The following is a 17975-nucleotide window of genomic DNA, read 5'->3' as shown; positions in this document are numbered from 1 at the left end:
TCCGCTCACGTTGATCAGTTGTCTTCGTCAGGTGCTCCGGTGTCAGGTGGGGCGTCCAGGACCGGCGCGTTGCGGTCGATGACGACCACCATCGCCGGCCGCAGGACACGATCCCCGAGCCGATACCCCTGGCGCAGCACCGCGTCGACCACCGTGACCGTCGGACCGGAGCCCAGGTCGTCGGCCGCGCTGTGCTGCACCGCCTCGTGCACGGACGGGTCGAACTCGTCGCCCTGCGCCCCGAACGGGGTGAGACCGGCGCTGGTCAGCGTGCTGACCAGCTTGTCGGCCACCGCCTTGAACGGCCCGGTGAGATCACCGTGCTGCTCCGCGCGAGCCACGTCGTCCAGGACGGTGAGCAGCTCACCCGCCAGCTTGGCCTTGGCCGACACGACGAGCGCGTCGCGGTCGCGGTCCGAGCGACGCCGGTAGTTGGCGTACTCGGCGCTGACCCGCTGCAGGTCCGCGGTGCGCTCGTCGAGCTGAGCGGTCAGCTCCGCGAGCTTGGCCTCCGACGGATCGGCGACCACCTCGGCCTCGACAACCGGCTCGTCCGAGGGCTCGGTCGACGGCTGGTCCCCGGCTGGCGCCTGAGCACCCGCCGGTTCCCGGACCTCGCCGGTCAACGGATCGATCCGACGCCGGTCTCGCACCACGACCGGCTCGGGCTCACCCGGGCTGGTTGCGGACCGGTCGCCCGGTCCTTCGTAGCGCTCGCTCACTTCTTGTCCTTGTCCTTGTCGTCCTCGTCCACGATCTCGGCGTCGACCACGTCGTCCGCTCCGGCGTCCTTACCGGCGTCGGCGCCCGCGGCACCACCGGCAGCGGCGGCGTCACCCTCGGCACCCGGCTGCTGGTACAGCGCCGAACCCAGCTTCTGCGACTCGGTGGCGAGCTTCTCCATCGCGGACTTGATCGCCGCGGTGTCGGTGCCCTTGAGCGCCTCCTGCGCCTCGCCGAGAGCGGAGTTGACGCCCTCCTTGACGTCGGCGGGCAGCTTCTCGTCGTTGTCCTTGACGAACTTCTCCGTCTGGTAGACGAGCGTCTCGGCCTGGTTGCGAACCTCGGCCTCCTCGCGCCGCTTCTTGTCCTCCTCGGCGTGCTGCTCGGCCTCACGCATCATCCGGTCGATCTCGTCCTTGCCCAGGGCGGAACCACCGGTGATCTGCATCGACTGCTCCTTGCCCGTGCCCAGGTCCTTGGCGGACACGTGCACGATGCCGTTCGCGTCGATGTCGAAGGACACCTCGATCTGCGGGACGCCACGCGGTGCGGGCGGCAGACCGGTCAGCTCGAACATGCCGAGCTTCTTGTTGTAGGCCGCGATCTCCCGCTCACCCTGGAACACCTGAATCTGCACCGAGGGCTGGTTGTCGTCAGCCGTCGTGAAGATCTCGGAGCGCTTCGTCGGGATCGTGGTGTTGCGCTCGATGAGCTTGGTCATCACGCCGCCCTTGGTCTCGATGCCGAGGGACAGCGGGGTGACGTCGAGCAGCAGGACGTCCTTGACCTCACCGCGAAGCACACCGGCCTGCAGTGCGGCACCGACGGCCACGACCTCGTCCGGGTTGACGCCCTTGTTGGGCTCCTTGCCGCCGGTGAGCTCCTTGACCAGCTCGGTGACGGCGGGCATGCGGGTGGAACCGCCGACCAGGACCACGTGGTCGATCGAGCCGACGGAGATGCCGGCGTCCTTCACGACCTGGTTGAACGGGGCGCGGGTGCGGTCGAGCAGGTCGGACGTGATGCGCTGGAACTCGGCACGGGACAGCGTCTCGTCGAGGAACAGCGGGTTCTTGTCCGCGTCGACCGTGATGTACGGCAGGTTGATCGTGGCGCTGGAGCTGCTGGACAGCTCGATCTTCGCCTTCTCGGCGGCCTCACGCAGCCGCTGCAGGGCCATCTTGTCCTTGGTCAGGTCGATGCCCTGGGCGTTCTTGAACTTGTCGACCAGCCAGCTGATGATCCGCTCGTCCCAGTCGTCACCGCCGAGGTGGTTGTCACCGTTGGTGGCCTTGACCTCGACGACGCCCTCGCCGATCTCCAGCAGCGACACGTCGAACGTGCCACCACCGAGGTCGAACACCAGGATCGTCTGCTCCTTGTCGCCCTTGTCCAGCCCGTAGGCCAGCGCGGCGGCGGTCGGCTCGTTGACGATGCGCAGCACGTTCAGCCCGGCGATCTGGCCGGCTTCCTTCGTGGCCTGACGCTGGGCGTCCTCGAAGTAGGCCGGCACGGTGACGACCGCGTCCGTGACCTCTTCGCCCAGGTACGCCTCGGCGTCGCGCTTGAGCTTCTGCAGCACGCGGGCGCTGATCTCCTGCGCCGAGTACTTCTTGCCGTCGATGTCATCGGTGGACCAGTCGGTGCCGACGTGTCGCTTCACGGACCGGATGGTCCGGTCGACGTTGGTCACTGCCTGGTTCTTCGCCGACTGCCCGACGAGCACCTCACCGTTGCGCGCGAACGCGACGACGGAGGGGGTGGTGCGCGAACCCTCGGAGTTCGCGATGACCGTCGGCTCGCCACCTTCGAGGACGGAGACGACGGAGTTGGTGGTCCCGAGGTCGATTCCGACCGCACGAGCCATGGTGGTTGTCCTCCATACTATGAGTTGCCTTGAGCGAGCTGCGCTCAAGTCTAAGCGTACCGATTTCTCGGCCCTTGAGCCACCTGCACTCAACCTTGCTGACTGGACAACGGCGGGGGCTCCGAACTTGTTCCCGCGCGTCTAACGCCGGCGCAGATTCGCCGCCAGGGCGCGTGCCAGGATCGCGGGCCGCAATAGCCGCGCAGGCGGCTCGAGAAAGCCGTTGACCCGCATGAACTGCGCCGCCACCACCGGATCCCACTGGGCGGCGGCGAGCATCCGGTCGGCGAACACGTTCACCGCCCTCGCGCTGAGTGGTACCTCGCCCGCTCGCCCGGTCAGCTTGAGATCCTGCCCATAAGCAATGGTCCAGGCGAGACCGACCGGTCTCGCGGCGGCCCGGAAGAACCGGCGGGCCAGCCCGTCGACGCCCTGGGCGAGACAGTCGCGCAGCGCGACCGCCTCCAGAGCGGCAACCGTCATGCCCTGGCCGTAGGTCGGATTGAAGCTGCAGATCGCGTCGCCGAACACGAGCAGACCCCGGGGAAACCGGCGCAGCCATTCGTACCGCCGGCGCAGACTGCCCGAATACCGCTGCGTCGCGGGCTCACCGAGCGGCGTCGCGGCGCGGATCACAGCACACAACTCCGGCGGAGCCAGCGTCCGGATGAACTCCAGCAGACCCGGCAGGTCCGAGGGCGGAGCGTGCTCGCCGAAACCGAACCCACTCAGCAGCCTACGACCGCCCTCCTGCTCGAAGGTGGCGAAGCCGGTCGGCCGGTCCGGCACGGCACCGACCAGCACGAGCAGCTCCGGCCACGACACCCCTGGCGGGAAACGGAGCCACTGGCTGACGTACTTGAGGTCCACCGTCAGCCGTTCCACGGGCGCCGGCTCGTAGCCGAGTGACGGCAGCCAGGCCTCCGCACCTCGGCCGCTGCGCCCGGTCGCATCGACGACCAGGTCCGCCGGCAGCGTCGTCTCGGCCTCGCCGTGGGGCACGACCCGCACGCCGGTCACCGCGTCCCGCCCTTCGGACACGGCAAGTCCGACGGCCTCGCAGCGCTCGCGGATCTCGATCTCCGGCAGCGCTCGCAGGCGCGCCCTCACCTGACCTTCGAGATACGGCCGGCTGGGCACGTAGGCGTAATCCCCCGCCACCTCCCCGCGCTGGCTGAACAGACGGCCGCCCACCACGAACCGGACCTGCGCCAGATCGGTCACCACCGGGACACCACCGGCGACCAGGTCGGCCAGGACGCCGGGGAACAGCTCCTCCAGGATCTGCGCGCCGCGCGGCAGCAGCGCGTGCCCGTGCCGGCCCTGGGGCACTCCCCTGCGGTTCGCCCCGATCCCGGGCAGCACGTCGCGCTCCACGACGGTCACCCGGTCGCAGAACTCGGTCAGCACACGCGCCGCGAGCAGGCCACCGATGCTGGCACCGAGCACAACGCCGTGCTTCATCATCCAGTGAGATTATCCCTGATATTGACCGCTGAACAGCGAAAACGGCCCTACCGCTCGGACATGGGACGGGCCAGCAGGCCGTAGGCCACCGCGTCGGTCGCGGTCTCGATCAGCTCCCGTAGCTGTGCCTCGTCCCTGCGGAGACGGTCGGGGCGCCAGCCGAGACTCAGCACGCCGTTCCAGGCCGCCCACAGCACGATCGCGGTCTGCTCCGGATCGACCGTGCGCAGCTCGCCCATCTCGACACCCGCCCGCACCGCGGCGACCAGGCGCTCGTTCTGTTCCTCCACCGCGTCCGCCAGCCGCGCGGCCAGCTCGTGGCCCGCCGCGTAGCTGCCGGGTTCGCCGGGGAACGCGAGCATCCGGAAGTACTCCGGATTGCGCAGGTAGAACGCCAGGTACTCATCGCCGGCCGCGCGAATCTGCTGCATCGGCGTGCGGTCGGGGACGTACGCGCGGTCCATGTGCCGCCGGTCGGCGGCCAGCGCCTGCTCGACGACGGCCGCGCGCAGTCCCGCCTTCGAACCGAAGTGGTTGTAGATCGAGCCGACCGCCACACCGGCCCGCTCGGCGATCTGCTCCACCGTGACCTCGTCCTCCGGCTGCTCGCTGAAGATCAGCTCAGCGGCCCTGAGCAAGGCGTCCATGGTGCGCCGCTTGCGCGGATCCATCCGCCCGACCCCCATATTTCGTCCAATGGTTGCACGAAGTCCCGATGCGGCCCTACTCTCTCTTGTAACGATTACAAGAGAGGTCGCACACGATGACCGACCGGCACTGGCGGCTGACCCTACGCGGCCTCGGCGCGACGTTCATCCTGCTCGCCGCGTGGGCCGCGATCCATCCGTACTCGTTCACCGTGGTGCTGGCGAACTTCGGCTCCGGTGAGGTCGAGCCGGGCACCGATCACCTGGTCAGGGACTTCGCCGCATGTGCCGCGACGTTCGGCGCCGGTCTCCTGCTCGCCGACCGGTTCTCCGCATGGCGCAGCCCGGCACTCGCGCTCACCGCGCTGTGGAACGGGCTGCACGCGATCGGCCATGTGGTCGACATCGGGAAGTCGCACCCGGCGTTCGTCGGCCCGGTCGAAGCCGTCCTGTTGATCGTCATCACCGCGTTGTTCGCCCGGCTCACCCAGCTCAGCATCCGAACCGACCACCAAGGAGTCCGTCAATGACGACCACCGAGCTCACCGTCGAGGAGTTCTCCGCCCGCTACGACGAGGCGTGGGGCAGCCACGACGTCGACGCGATCCTCGCGCTGCACACCGAGGACACCTCGTTCCACCTGCACCTTCTCGGCGCGCCCGCCGTGCACGGCAAGGACGCGGTACGCGAGGCGATCGTCGGACTGCTCACCGTGTGGCCGGACATCCGGTTCGACACCCAGCGGCTGACCGCCACCACCGACGGCTACGTCACCGAGTACACGCTCACCGCGACGCTCGCCGTGCCGCTGTCCTTCGGCGACCTGGTCGCCCAGCCCACCGGGAAGCCGCTCACCATCACCGGCTGTGACTTCTTCACGCTGCGCGACGGGAAGGTCGCGAGCAAGCGGAGCTACCTGGACATCGCGTCCGCCCAGCAGCAGCTGGGCCTGCTCGACCGATGACCGCGACGGACCTGCATCGGAGTGCGGTGGATCGGTTCGCCGCCGGATGGGACAAGCCCGGCCCGCACGCCTGGGACGATCTGGTCACCTCGGACGTCGTACTGAACCAGCCGCTCGTGCCGGCGAGCGTCGGTCGCGCGGCGTGGGCCGACGAAGTGCGCAGGCTACTCGTACTGGTCCCGGACCTGCGTGGCTCCGTGGACAGCTGGGCCGGTCGGGACGATCTGCTGTTCATCGAGCTGACGCTGAGCGGGACGCTGCGGGGTTCTCGGCTTCGGCTTCCGCTGGTGGACAAGCTGTGGCTGGACGCCGACGGGATGGTGACCAGGCGCGACTCGTTCTTCGATCCCGGTCTCGTGGCGGCGCTCATTCTCCGTCGGCCCCGTTCGTGGTTGCCGTGGTGGCGTTCCGGGGTGGGGCCGTTCGTCTTCCGGCGGAGGCTCGTGGGGTGACTGTGGTCCCGTCGGCTCGTAGCGCGCTGGGGTTGCGGGCCTATCCCCGCTGACGCGTCTCGGGGGGTGCGGTTGCGGGGCGTGTCCCCGCTGGCCATCCAGTGCCTTGGCGCGTGCGCCCCAGGGCGACTTTGCACATCTACGTGCTGCGTCGCACATGTCCGGACGTGTGCGACGCAGCATGTAGGTGTGCAGGGTGTTCCAGCGGCATGTGCGCGGGCGTGGGCGCTCAGGTCGTGGTGGGGGCTACTCGGCCGGCGAATGCGGCCGCGGTGAACAGGGCCGAGGCCGCCAGGGGGGTCAGCCAGCGGACGTGGTTCCAGGCGTTCCAGCGGGACTGGTAGTCGGCCCACTGGGCCGCGCTGTCCGGTGCGGCGGGATCGATCACGGCCAGCGCATCGTTCAGCGGGACGTGCAGGAAGATCGTCATGCCGATCGTGCCGACCAGGTACAGCACTGCGCCCAGCAGCAGGAACAGCCAGTAGGGCGAGCCGATCGAGGTCAGCGACCAGATCGCCAGGACCACACACAGCAGAGCCGTTCCGAACAGCACCGACATGAAGGGTGCGCGGACGGCGGTGATGTTGACCGCCTGCATCGCCGCGATGCCACGCTCGGGCGTCAACCTGGCGAAGCCAGGCATCACGAACGAGGAGAACGTGTAGAAGATCCCGGCGTTCAGTGCGCTCCCGAGTAGCGCCACCACCGTCAGTACCTGCAGCCCCGTGCCCATCTTGCGCCTCCCGGCCAGCGATTCCGTCATGTGCACAAGCACACCGCGGTGATGGCCGGAGGCCCATAGCTCTGCGCCTCGGCCACATACGCGATCGTCTCAGCGCAACCAGGGGGCTCGATTCCACTGATCGGTGCATTGCCAGCGCTAGCCGCTACGGAGCGGAGGCGTTAGTGTCCGCCTCGTACTTGATCCACCAAGCAATTTGGAGGGCAAGATGTCCGGCAAGTTCGAGGTGTACAAGGACCGCGCTGGCAAGTTCCGTTTCCGGCTCAAAGCGGGAAACAGCCAGGTCGTGGCCGTGGGCGAAGCCTACGAGACCAAGGCGGCGGCCATCAAGGGATGCGAGTCGGTGCAACGTGCCGCCGAGGGCGCCAAGATCGAAGACATCGTCGAATAGTTGCATTAGGCGGCTCTTGGGGTGCGGTGGCACAGCGGCGAACCGAGCTGTTGTACGCGACGTACAAACAGCGGAGTCAACTTGGGGCTTATTGCCCTCGTCGCTGAGCCGACCGGCCCAATAGAGTAGCCATCCTGCCCTTGGACCACGTCACTTTCCGGGTCCCGGGTTCTGTGCGATGCCCGCCAACGGCGGCGAGTAGTAGGTATGGGGAGGCGATGTGGGGTTCATCTGGCCCAAGTTGCCCCCCTTCGATCTGCACTTCTGGCACTGGGGCCGCCGCTCCGAGCGACTGAAGCCACTGTGCCAGCACTGGGGCGAGCACGGCGCCGGAGTTCCGTCCGCCGTCTACCTGGTCCACCTGCTCAAGATCGTCGGCTACGTGGCCGGCGGGCTCGCGTTCATCAAGGCCACCCCGGGAATCGGCACGCTCGCCGAGATCGGCACCTGGTGGACCGCACCGGTGGTGTTCCAGAAGGCCGTGATCTGGAGCCTGCTGTTCGAGATCCTCGGTCTCGGCTGCGGTTTCGGCCCGCTGACCATGCGGTTCCTGCCGCCGTTCGGCGGTTTCCTCTACTTCCTGCGCCCCGGCACCGTGCGGCTGCCGCCCTGGCCGGGCAAGGTGCCGCTCACCAGGGGCACCAACCGCACCGCGTTCGACGCGCTGCTCTACCTGGGAATCCTCGCCGCGGCAGTGTGGCTGCTCTTATCGCCGGCGACGCGGCTCGACACCGACCTGACCGGCCCGGTCATGATGCTCGATCCGCAGCGCATCGTGCCGCTCGCGGTGCTGATCCCGCTGCTCGGCCTGCGCGACAAGACGATCTTCCTGGCGGCGCGCGCCGAGCACTACTGGATCACCCTGCTGTTGTTCCTGCTGCCCTTCGTGGACATGGTCGTCGGCGCCAAGATCCTGATGATCCTGATCTGGTGGGGCGCGGCGACGTCCAAGCTGAACCGGTTCTTCCCGTTCACCGTCGCCACGATGATCAGCAACGCCCCGCTGGTCCCCAAGGCCATCCGCAGGCGCCTGTTCCGCTCGTTCCCCAACGACATGCGCCCGTCGCGCCTCGCCGGCGCGGGTGCGTGGCTCGGCACGATGATCGAGTTCGGTGCGCCGCTGGTGATGCTGGTATCGACGAACCGCACGGTGACGCTCGTCGCGATCGTCGTGATGGTGTTGTTCCACCTGAACATCACTGTGTCGGTGCCGTTCGGCGTTCCGCTCGAGTGGAACGTGTTCATCATCTTCTCGCTGGTCTACCTGTTCTGGGGCCACTCCTCGCTGGACCTGGGCAACTCGGCCCACCCGCTGCTGCCCGCGCTCATCGCCATCCCGGTGGTCATCACGATCACCTGGGGCAACCTGCGGCCGGACCAGGTCTCGTTCCTGCCCTCGATGCGCTACTACGCGGGCAACTGGCCGACGACGATGTGGGCGCTCGAACGGTCCGCGATCGCCAAGGTCGACGACAACATCGTCAAGTACTCGGGCTTCGCCAAGGACCAACTGGCCAGGCTGTACGGCGAGCAGGTCGCCGAGCTGTTCGCGCACAAGGTCTACACGTTCCGCGCGTTGCACCACCACGGTCGCGGCATGTTCGGGTTGCTGCCGCGCGCGGTGGGCCCCGACCACGAGGACGCGTTCGTCATGGAGGGCGAGCTGGTCGCCGGTGCGGTGCTCGGCTGGGACTTCGGCGACGGGCACCTGCACAACGAGCAGCTGATCAGCGCCATGCAGGAACGCTGCAACTTCGAGCCCGGCGAGGTCCGGGTCGTGGTGCTGGAGTCGGCGCCGATCGGTTCGGACCGGCAGGAGTACCGGCTGGTCGACGCGGCCACCGGTGTGTTCGAGCGTGGCTACGTCCTGGTCGACGACATGGTGAACCGCCAGCCGTGGGACATCGAGGACCTGCCGGCGCACGTCGTCTACCAGGTGCTGACCGGCCCGGACGAGTGGGACGACACCTGGTCGCAGGACGAGTACTCCGACGAGGAGGACGGCCCCGACCTACCGGCGCCCAAGGCCAGCGGCGAGCAGTACGAACCCGGCTGGTCCGCGCCGCACGCCGGCACCGCGTAAGAGCAAGCACCCGTGAGTGGCGCGGCCGCCCATGGGCGGCCGCGCCACTCACGGGTATGTCTACCGCCACACAGCGATTTTGTTGCGCAGTCAAGTTGTATTTGGGGCACAATAAGGACACTGAGTTTCGGTCCAGGGGCCCAGCCGCCTGTGAGTGGAGGAAGAGGTCGCGTTGGGCTTTCTCGCCCCCAAGATGCCCCCCTTCAACCTGCACTTCTGGTACTGGGGGCGGCGATCGGAACGGCTGCGACCGATGGCGCAGCACTGGAGCAACTACGGTCCCGCGCTCCCCGGCATCATCTACATCATCTACGTGGTCAAGTTCGCCGCGTTCCTGGTCGCGGGCGCCTTCATCATCGCGGCGACCCCCGGCCTCGGCACGCTCGAACAGATCGGCGCCTGGTGGACCGAGCCGGTCGTGTTCCAGAAGGCGATCATCTGGGCGATGCTGGTCGAGGTCACCGGCTTCGGCGGTGGGTTCGGCCCGCTGACCATGCGGTTCCTTCCGCCGCTCGGTGGCCTGCTGTACTGGCTCCGACCCGGGACGATCCGCATGCCGCCGTGGCCCGGTCGCGTGCCTCTCACCGGCGGAACCCGCCGCGGCCTGGTCGACGTACTGCTCTACCTCGGACTGCTCGCCTCGGCGATCTGGCTACTGGCCTCGCCTGCCACCCACGCCGACGCCGGCGTGCTCGGCCCGGTCACCACGCTCGATCCGCTGCGGCTGCTCCCGCTCGCGGTCCTGCTGCCGCTGATCGGTCTGCGCGACAAGACCGTGTTCCTCGCCTCCCGCCCCGAGCACTACTGGGTGCTGGTGCTGGCGTTCTTCCTGCCGTTCCTGGACATGGTCGTCGCGGCGAAGATCCTGCTGGTGCTCATGTGGTGGGGCGCGGCGACGTCCAAGCTGGGCAGGATCTGGCCGTTCACCCTGTCGGTCATCCTCACCCACAACCCGCTGACCCACCCGTGGTTCCGCCGCAGACTGTTCCGGGCGCCGCCGGACAACATGCTGCCGTCCAGGTCCGTCACCGCGCTGGCCTGGTTCGTGACACTCATCGAGTACGTCGTGCCGCTGGCCCTCCTGGTCGCCACCAACCGGACGGCGATCCTGCTCGCCGTGTTCTGCATGGCGCTGTTCCACATCGGCACGCTCATGGCCATGCCGGTCGCCGTTCCGCACGAGTGGAACCTGACCATGATCTTCTCGGTGATGTACCTGTTCGGCGGGTATCCCACGGTCGACCTCGGCAGCACGACCCACCCGCTGTTCCCCGCGCTGCTCGCGCTGCCGGTCGTCGTGCTCATCACCTGGGGAAACCTACGTCCGGACCAGATCTCCTACCTGGTCTCGATGCGCTACTACGCGGGCAACTGGCCCACCTCGATGTGGGCACTCAAGCCGTCGGCGCTCGCCAAGATCGACAAGAACGTCGTCAAGTACTCCGGGTTCCCCAAGGACCAGCTCAAGAAGATGTACGGCGAGCAGATCGCCGAACTGTTCGCGCACACCGTGCTGACCTTCCGCTCACTGCACCACCACGGTCGCGCGCTGTTCGGTCTCCTACCGAGAGCCGCCGGCCAGGAGCACGAGAGCGCCGTGGTCATCGAGGGCGAGCTGGTGTGCGGCACGCTGCTCGGCTGGAACTTCGGCGAGGGTCACCTGCACGGCGAGCAGCTGGTCGCGGCGCTCCAGGAACGCTGCGACTTCGAGCCCGGTGAGCTGCGGGTGGTCTTCCTCGAGTCCGCCGTGCTCGGCTCGGACCGCCAGCACTACCGGCTCGTGGACGGCGCCAACGGGGTGTTCGAGACCGGGTACGTCCTGATGAGCGACATGGTCAACCGGCAGCCGTGGGAGATCGACAACCTGCCGGCCTGCGTGCTGCACTCGACCCCGATGCCGCTGCCGGAGGACGAGTTCCCGGCCCTCCAGACCGACGTCCGGGTACCCGAGCCGAAGATCAGCACGGAAGGTTTGCGCACGGACCCATCGCCCTCCGAGCTGGGCTGACGCAGGGTATTCGGTAGTACTCGCGGGCAAGTGAGGCGATTGAGTCAATCGTTATATGTGCGACACAATAACTCGGCTCACGGGCTCGGCGCCTAGGGGACCCCTCGTTCCCGCTTCACCAGGATCGGAACGCTCTCCGAGATCGAGAGCTGATGGGCCGAGCCGGTCGTGCTGCAGAAGATCCTGATCTGGAGCCTGTTGTTCGAGGCCGTCAGCCTCGGCTTCGGCCCGCTGACCATGCGGTTCATCCCGCCGATCGGCGCATCCTGCACTGGCTGCGTCCCGGTACGGTCCGGCCGCCGCCGTGGCTCGGCAAGGTCCCGTTCACCCGGGGCAGCTTCTGGAACTGGTTCGACGTACTGCTCTTCGCCGGGCTGCTCAAGTCGCACTCGCTGGGCTCGGACCGTCAGCACTACCGCCTCGTCGACGCCGCCGGCGGTGTCGACGAGACCGGGTGCATCTCGGTCGCCGACATGATGGACCGCCAGCCGTGGGACATCGACGACATGCCCGCCGTCGTACTGAGCCAGGCCAGCCCGCAGGCGCCGGCCTCGGTGGCGGCCGTCCTCCCGAGGCGGCCGGCACCGGACGAGCCACTCGCACTCCCCGTCGCACCCGAGGCCACGGTCGAGGAGGCGCTTTCGGTCTTCCCGCAGCCATCGGCCCCCGGCACCGAGCGGCATCCACCCCGAACCCGAATCTGGTAGCTCCCGCGTTTTGCGTCGCGTTATACGTGAGGCACAATAACCTTTGCCGCATACGTATTACGTCTATCGCGATAAGGGTGAAGACACGTGGGCTTCCTCACCCCTCGACGCCCTCCGTTCAACATGCACTTCTGGCACTGGGGCCGACGGGCGGAACGATTACGTCCCACCTGTCAGGACTGGGGCAACTACGGCTCCGCGATGCCCGGGGTCGCGTACGTCATCTACTTGATCAAGCTGTTGGCTTTCATCGGGATCGGGCTGCTCATTCTCCGCTCGACACCGGGGATCGGCACTCTGGCCGACATTCGGGACTGGTGGACGGAGCCGGTCGTGTTCCAGAAGATGGTGGCCTGGGGACTGCTGTTCGAGGTGCTCGGCCTCGGCTGCGGATTCGGCCCGTTGACCATGCACTTCCTCCCGCCGTTCGGTGGCTGCCTGAACTGGGCGCGCCCCGGGACCATCCGTCTGCCCCCGTGGCCGGACCGGGTTCCCGGCACCGGGGGCACCCGGCGCACCGTCCTGGATGTACTGCTCTACCTGGCACTTGTTCTGTCAGCGGGCTGGCTGCTGCTGGCTCCGGCCGAGTATCAGGGCACCGATCTCGCCGGCCCGGTGAGGATGCTCGACCCGGTGCTGGCCGTCCCGCTCGCGGTACTCGTCCCGCTGATCGGGCTACGCGACAAGACGATCTTCCTGGCCGCGCGCGCCGAGCACTACTGGGTGCTCGTGCTGACTTTCTTCCTGCCGTTCACCGATCTGGTCGTCACCGCGAAAATCCTGCTGGTGCTCATGTGGTGGGCCGCCGCGACCTCGAAGCTCAGCCGGCTCTTCCCGTATTCGTTGGCGGTATCGCTCAGCCACACACCACTGACGTTCAAGTGGATTCGCAAGTGGTTGTTCCGTGCGTTGCCGGACGACATGCGTCCCTCGATTTTGGTCACTGTACTTTCCGTTTTGGTGGTAATCGTCGAGTACCTGGCGCCCTTGACATTATTGGTCGCCGATAACGGCACACTCATCCTGCTCGCGATGACGACTTTGGTGCTATTCCACGCAGCCGTCATCCTCAGCGTCCCGATCGCGGCCCCACTGGAATGGAACGCCTGGATCATCGTCGCGCTGCTGTTCCTGTTCCACGGCCGTCCCTCCCTCACCCTGGCGACGGCCGCCCATCCGTTGCTGCCCGCGCTGTTCGCCGTGCCGGTCGTCTGCGTCGTCACGTGGGGCAACCTGCGTCCGGACCAGGTCTCGTTCCTGGTCTCGATGCGCTACTACGCGGGCAACTGGGCGACGTCGATGTGGGCGCTGAACCCGACCGCCCTGCCCAAGATCGAGCAACACGTCGTCAAGTCCTCCGCGTTCGCCAAACATCAGCTGACGAAGCTGTACGGCGAGCAGATCGCGGAGCTGTTCACGCACAAGGTGCAGACCTTCCGGGCGCTGCAGCTGCACGGACGCGCGCTGTTCGGACTGCTGCCCCGGGCCGCCGGCGCACAGCACGAGAGCGCGTTCGTGATGGAGGGTGAGCTGGTCGCGGGCGCCGTGCTCGGCTGGGACTTCGGCGAGGGCCACCTGCACGGCGCGCAGCTTCTCGCCGCGTTACAGGAACGCTGCCACTTCGAACCCGGCGAGGTGCGCATCGTCGTGCTCGAATCGGTGCCGCTCGGTTCGCAGGCCCAGTCCTACCAGCTCGTCGACGCCGCGACCGGGGTCTTCGAGTGCGGCCGGGTACTGCTGGAGGACATGGCACGCCGTCAACCGTGGGAGATCGACAACGTCCCGGTCATGATCACGTCCCGGACGTAGCTGTCTGATCAGTACTGGTCCAGGATGGGGGCCATGACCAACGCCATCGTGGTCGGCTCCGGCCCGAACGGGCTGTCCGCCGCTGTCGCACTGGCCCGCGAGGGTGTCTCGGTGACCGTCCTGGAGGCGAGGGACCGCATCGGCGGTGGTACCCGCAGCGGCGAGCTGACCGTGCCCGGGGTGCTGCACGACGAATGTTCCGGCATCCACCCCGCCGGTGCCGCGTCACCGTTCTTCAACAGCCTCGACCTGGAGAGCCACGGCCTGCGCTGGCGCTGGCCGGAGATCGACTGCACCCATCCGCAGGACGGCGGCACCGGCGCGTCGCTGCACCGCTCGATCTCCCGGACCGCCGAGGAGCTGCCCGCGCCGGACGGTGCGCGATGGAAACGGCTGTTCGGTCCGACCGTGGCGGGCTTCGACGAGCTGCTGCCCTCGATCATGGCGCCGGTGCTGCAGGTGCCGAAGCATCCGCTGCGGCTGGCCCGGTTCGGCGCGCCCGGCCTACCGCCGGCGACGCTGAGCGGCCGCCTGTTCCGCAGCCCCGAGGCACGCGGGTTGTTCGCCGGCAACGTCGCGCACGCCTTCTACCCGTTCAACCGGCCGCTGACCGCGTCACTCGGCATGGGCATCATCGCGATGGGCCACAGCTTCGGCTGGCCGGTCGCGGAGGGCGGCAGCCAGGCGATCACCTCCGCGCTCGCGTCGTTGCTGCGCAGTCTCGGCGGGACCATCACGACCGGCGTCGAGGTGACGTCGCTGGCCTCGCTCCCGCCCGCCGACATCGTGATGCTGGATCTCGCGCCGCGCGTCGCCGCGTCCGTGTGCGGCGACCGGCTTCCGGCGCGGGTGCGCCGCGGCTACCTGCGGTACAAGCAGGGCCCGGCCGCGTTCAAGGTCGACTACGCGGTGCGCGGCGGGGTGCCGTGGTCCTACGAGCCGAGCAGGCACGCAGGGACCGTGCACCTGGGCGGTACGTTGGCGCAGATCGCCTCGGCGGAGGCCGAGTGCGCGCGCGGTGTGCTGCCGTCGTCGCCGTTCGTGCTGGTCGGGCAGCAGTACCTGGCCGACCCCGCGCGCTCGGCAGGCGATGTGCACCCGTTGTACGCCTACGCGCACGTCCCGCACGGGTGGTCGGGCTCCGAGTCGGAGGCGACCGAGCTGGTGACCCGGCAGATCGAGCGTTTCGCGCCCGGGTTCCGGGACACGATCGTCGCGTCGGTGTCGACGTCACCCTCGTCGTTCGAGTCCTACAACGCCAACTACATCGGGGGCGACATAGTCGGCGGCCTGAACAACCCCCTGCAGCTGGTGGCCCGCCCGCGCCTGTCCCTGAACCCGTACTCGACCGGCATCAAGGGCGTCTACCTCTGCTCCCAGTCCGCGCCCCCCGGAGCCGGAGTCCACGGAATGTGCGGCTACAACGCAGCACAAGCAGCCCTGTCCTCCCTGTGAGTGGCAAGGACGTCTACCCCTCGTGAGTGGCAAGGGCGTCTACCGCGGAGCGGCGCGAAGCGTAGGCGCTCGGAGCACTCACGACAGCTTTACCGTCGTGAGTGCTCCGGGCGCCTATAGGCGCCCTTGCCACTCACGAGTCGACGGCGAAGCCGAGATGCCTTGGAGCCGGGCACGGGCAAAGCCGGGCACAGGGCTGAGTCTCAAAGCCGAGGCCGAGGATTGGCCAGCACGGCCCGCCCCAGGTGCTCACAGGCCAACAGCGCGACCTCCAAGTCCAACCGCCGCTCGGTGACCGCACGCCCCCCGCGAATGTCCTCGGCCTTGCGCAGCCGATACCGCACGGTGTTCTTGTGCAGATGCAGCTCGGCCGCCGCGTCGATCAGGCTCGACCCGGCCCGCAGATAGGCCAGTACGGTCCGCCGCAGCTCAGCGGCGCCCTCGTCATCAGCGGCCAGCCCACCCAGCACGTCGCTGACCCACCGCCGGGCATCGGTCAGATCGGCGGCGAGGAACGCCGACACCGCGACGTCGGCGAAGGACGTCACCGAACCGGCCTCGTCACCGTGGATCTCGGCCACCCGTCGAGCGTTCAACGCCTGCCGATGGGACGCGCGGAACCCGGCAAGCCCGTCCGCCGGGCTGCCCAACGCGATGCGCGCACCCTCCGACCTCTTCTCCAGCTCCACCGGGTCGACACCGCCGATACCGGCGCCCGACACCCACGCCCACAGCGTGTGATCGTCGGGGAGAACCGCGAGCGGCTGGTAGCCGGTCAGCTCCACGATCGCCTGCACCACCGGCTCGACGCGGCGGACGGTGTCCCGGGCCGGTGTCCACACCACGAGCGCCAGGTGCTGACCGGCCATGCGGTAGCCGGTCAACGCCTCGGCCGCCGAGGTGTCCAGACTCTCGTCCTCCAACACCGTGCGCACCTGCACCGCACGCGACGCACCCGCCCGGTGCGCCCACGCCTCGCGTTCCTCGCTGTAGATCTCGCTCAGGTTCTCCGAGACCCGGTCGATGTACGCGCTGGTCACACCCATCGTGTGACGCAACGCGGTGATCATCAGCTGCGAGTCGGGCCGCTGCTCGTCCAACAGCCGCATCCACCACTGGTGGAACCGGGCCTCGCCGAGACGGTAGGCGCGCAGCAGGCTCTCCATCGGGATGTTGCGCTGCGCCAACCGTCGCGCGTAGTAGGCCGCCGCGGCCGGCACCTCGATCTGGTTGACCGGGATGTGGTGCGCCAGGATGTGCACCGCCGTGGCCATGTTCGCGCCGACGCTGGCCACCAGCAGCTCCCTGACGTCCTCCTCGGGCACGTCCAGCTGCGGGATCTTGTCGATCAGGAGCATGCAGGTGTCCGCGGTCAGCTGCTCCAGCTGACGCTCCAGATCATGCGCGACGGCGGCGACCAGGTCTGCTGTATTCATGTGCTTTTCCCGCGCTGTCTCTTCCGGCCTGTTCCGCGCGGAGTTCTTCTGTGACCACCCCGGCTCGCTGGCGCTCGCTGGGGTGCTCCCAGAAAAACAAGCTCCTTCGTCGCTGGGCGCGCGCTTGTCGTCACTCTGGGAGCCGCCTCCTTGCGTTGGCGCGGTTGTTGCGGACATGCACTGCCCGGCCTTCGCCGGAACTCCTTCGGAGACTCGCGGAGCCGGATTGGCTGTTGCTGGCTAGCTGTTGCTGGGCTAGCTGTTGCGGAGCCAACTTAGCGGTCCGTTCACCTTGGGGACCACCCGCAACCAGGAACTACTCCGCGAGGAAGCCCAGATTGGCGTTGTCCGTGTCCTGGGCGAAATCTCGTGCCCGGTGGACCGTGGCGCCGGCGTCGCGCAATGCGGCTACGTCGTCCTCGGCGGTGGTGCTGTCCACCAGGACCACGTCGAAGTCGGCCACCGGGAGCAGCTGGTACATGCCGCGCTTCTGGAACTTCGTGTGGTCGAGCAGCAGAACCCGCTTGTCGGACGCCGCGAACAGCGCGCGCTCCACCGCGACCGTCTCCTGGCCCTGGTTGTAGATGTGCGCGCCACTCACCGCCGTCGCCGACATGATCAGCAGGTCCGCCCGCAGCGCTCCGACGGCTTCCCTGGTGTGCATCCCCAGGAACGCGTCGTAGGCGGGGTAGTACGCACCGCCGAGGGTGAACAGGTCGATGCCGGGCTCGCCCGCGAGCAGCTTGACCACCGCGAGGAAGTGCGTGATGACCGTCAGCGGACCGCGCTCGGGCAACCGTTCGGCGAGCGACAGGATCGTGGTGCTGTCGTCCAGCATCACCGCCTGACCGGGCTTGACCAGTCGTAGCGCGGCGTCCGCGAGCTCCTTCTTCGACTCCGGTACCTGCTGCAGCCGGAACCGGATGTCGCCGTGGTAGAGCGCGGACGGCTGGGACGTCGCGCCGCCCCGCACCTTGCGCAGCCAGCCTTGGTCCTGCAGTGCATCGAGGTCCCGGTGCACCGTCATCAGGCTGACCGAGAAGTCGTCGGCCAGGTCTTCCGCGCGGACGAAACCCTCGTCGGTCACCCGCTCCCGAATCTTCTCCCGCCGCACGCGCAACGCCATGCCGGACGGTCTCTCATCGGTGTCGTCCACGATCTCGTCCACAGCCACCTCACCATTGTCAGCTGTGATGAACCATGCGAACCTAACACCACACAGGT

At 68.1% G+C, this 17975-nt stretch carries 16 protein-coding genes; 9 read left to right on the top strand and 7 right to left on the bottom strand.

The window, feature by feature from the left end; all coding sequences use genetic code 11:
- Positions 1-14 precede the first annotated feature (14 nt).
- The 4 genes from grpE to G406_RS0137265 form a co-directional block, all read right to left on the bottom strand.
- Complete coding sequence (grpE, locus tag G406_RS0137280) at positions 15-722, bottom strand: nucleotide exchange factor GrpE (RefSeq protein WP_245607357.1); 708 nt, start codon at positions 720-722, stop codon at positions 15-17.
- Positions 719-2590, bottom strand: a complete 1872-nt coding sequence (dnaK, locus tag G406_RS0137275) for a molecular chaperone DnaK (RefSeq protein WP_028937793.1) — start codon at positions 2588-2590, stop codon at positions 719-721. The genes grpE and dnaK overlap by 4 nt, the downstream gene beginning before the upstream one ends.
- 141 nt (positions 2591-2731) lie before the next feature.
- Entirely contained in the window at positions 2732-4057 is a 1326-nt protein-coding gene (locus G406_RS52245; RefSeq protein WP_037080669.1) for an FAD-dependent oxidoreductase, read from the bottom strand.
- Between the two features lie 47 nt (positions 4058-4104).
- Entirely contained in the window at positions 4105-4728 is a 624-nt protein-coding gene (locus G406_RS0137265; RefSeq protein ID WP_028937792.1) for a TetR/AcrR family transcriptional regulator, read from the bottom strand.
- Positions 4729-4820: 92 nt separating this feature from the next.
- Between G406_RS0137265 and G406_RS58035 the strand changes: the two genes are divergently transcribed.
- The 3 genes from G406_RS58035 to G406_RS0137250 are packed head-to-tail and all read left to right on the top strand — an operon-like array spanning position 4821 to position 6120.
- The gene (locus G406_RS58035) at positions 4821-5234 is read left to right on the top strand and encodes a hypothetical protein (RefSeq protein ID WP_051343207.1); all 414 of its coding nucleotides are present in this window, start codon (positions 4821-4823) and stop codon (positions 5232-5234) included.
- Complete coding sequence (locus G406_RS58030) at positions 5231-5668, top strand: ester cyclase (RefSeq protein WP_028937791.1); 438 nt, start codon at positions 5231-5233, stop codon at positions 5666-5668. The genes G406_RS58035 and G406_RS58030 overlap by 4 nt, the downstream gene beginning before the upstream one ends.
- A complete protein-coding gene (locus G406_RS0137250) occupies positions 5665-6120 on the top strand; it encodes a nuclear transport factor 2 family protein (protein ID WP_028937790.1) in 456 nt (151 codons plus the stop codon). The genes G406_RS58030 and G406_RS0137250 overlap by 4 nt, the downstream gene beginning before the upstream one ends.
- A gap of 229 nt (positions 6121-6349) precedes the next feature.
- Here the strand turns inward: G406_RS0137250 and G406_RS52235 are convergent, their stop codons facing one another.
- Positions 6350-6883, bottom strand: coding sequence for an anthrone oxygenase family protein (locus tag G406_RS52235; RefSeq protein ID WP_211241382.1), 534 nt, complete (start codon positions 6881-6883; stop codon positions 6350-6352).
- Positions 6884-7070: 187 nt separating this feature from the next.
- Between G406_RS52235 and G406_RS0137240 the strand changes: the two genes are divergently transcribed.
- From G406_RS0137240 to G406_RS0137215, 6 genes are all read left to right on the top strand, one after another.
- The gene (locus G406_RS0137240; protein ID WP_028937789.1) at positions 7071-7253 is read left to right on the top strand and encodes a YegP family protein; all 183 of its coding nucleotides are present in this window, start codon (positions 7071-7073) and stop codon (positions 7251-7253) included.
- Positions 7254-7473: 220 nt separating this feature from the next.
- Positions 7474-9336, top strand: a complete 1863-nt coding sequence (locus tag G406_RS52230; RefSeq protein ID WP_064743149.1) for a DUF3556 domain-containing protein — start codon at positions 7474-7476, stop codon at positions 9334-9336.
- A gap of 154 nt (positions 9337-9490) precedes the next feature.
- Entirely contained in the window at positions 9491-11344 is a 1854-nt protein-coding gene (locus G406_RS52225; protein ID WP_051343206.1) for a DUF3556 domain-containing protein, read from the top strand.
- A 152-nt stretch (positions 11345-11496) separates the two neighbouring features.
- Positions 11497-12051 carry a DUF3556 domain-containing protein gene (locus tag G406_RS0137225; protein ID WP_028937788.1) on the top strand — a complete coding sequence of 185 codons (555 nt, stop codon included), beginning with the start codon at positions 11497-11499 and terminating at the stop codon, positions 12049-12051.
- An 87-nt stretch (positions 12052-12138) separates the two neighbouring features.
- A complete protein-coding gene (locus tag G406_RS0137220) occupies positions 12139-13860 on the top strand; it encodes a DUF3556 domain-containing protein (protein WP_028937787.1) in 1722 nt (573 codons plus the stop codon).
- Between the two features lie 33 nt (positions 13861-13893).
- Positions 13894-15315 carry a phytoene desaturase family protein gene (locus tag G406_RS0137215; RefSeq protein ID WP_028937786.1) on the top strand — a complete coding sequence of 474 codons (1422 nt, stop codon included), beginning with the start codon at positions 13894-13896 and terminating at the stop codon, positions 15313-15315.
- 203 nt (positions 15316-15518) lie between these two features.
- Here the strand turns inward: G406_RS0137215 and G406_RS52220 are convergent, their stop codons facing one another.
- Both G406_RS52220 and G406_RS52215 read right to left on the bottom strand, forming a co-directional pair.
- On the bottom strand, positions 15519-16751 hold the full coding sequence (locus G406_RS52220) for a PucR family transcriptional regulator (RefSeq protein ID WP_037080666.1): 1233 nt from the start codon (positions 16749-16751) through the stop codon (positions 15519-15521).
- 316 nt (positions 16752-17067) lie between these two features.
- Positions 17068-17925, bottom strand: coding sequence for a DeoR/GlpR family DNA-binding transcription regulator (locus G406_RS52215; RefSeq protein ID WP_245607356.1), 858 nt, complete (start codon positions 17923-17925; stop codon positions 17068-17070).
- Between the last annotated feature and the right edge of the window lie 50 nt (positions 17926-17975).

The sequence above is a fragment of the Actinospineispora spinosispora DSM 44797 genome (assembly GCF_000429025.1).
Taxonomy (GTDB): domain Bacteria; phylum Actinomycetota; class Actinomycetes; order Mycobacteriales; family Pseudonocardiaceae; genus Pseudonocardia; species Pseudonocardia spinosispora.
The sequence above is the reverse complement of the archived record's forward strand: the minus strand, read 5'-3'. Positions and strand labels throughout refer to the sequence as shown.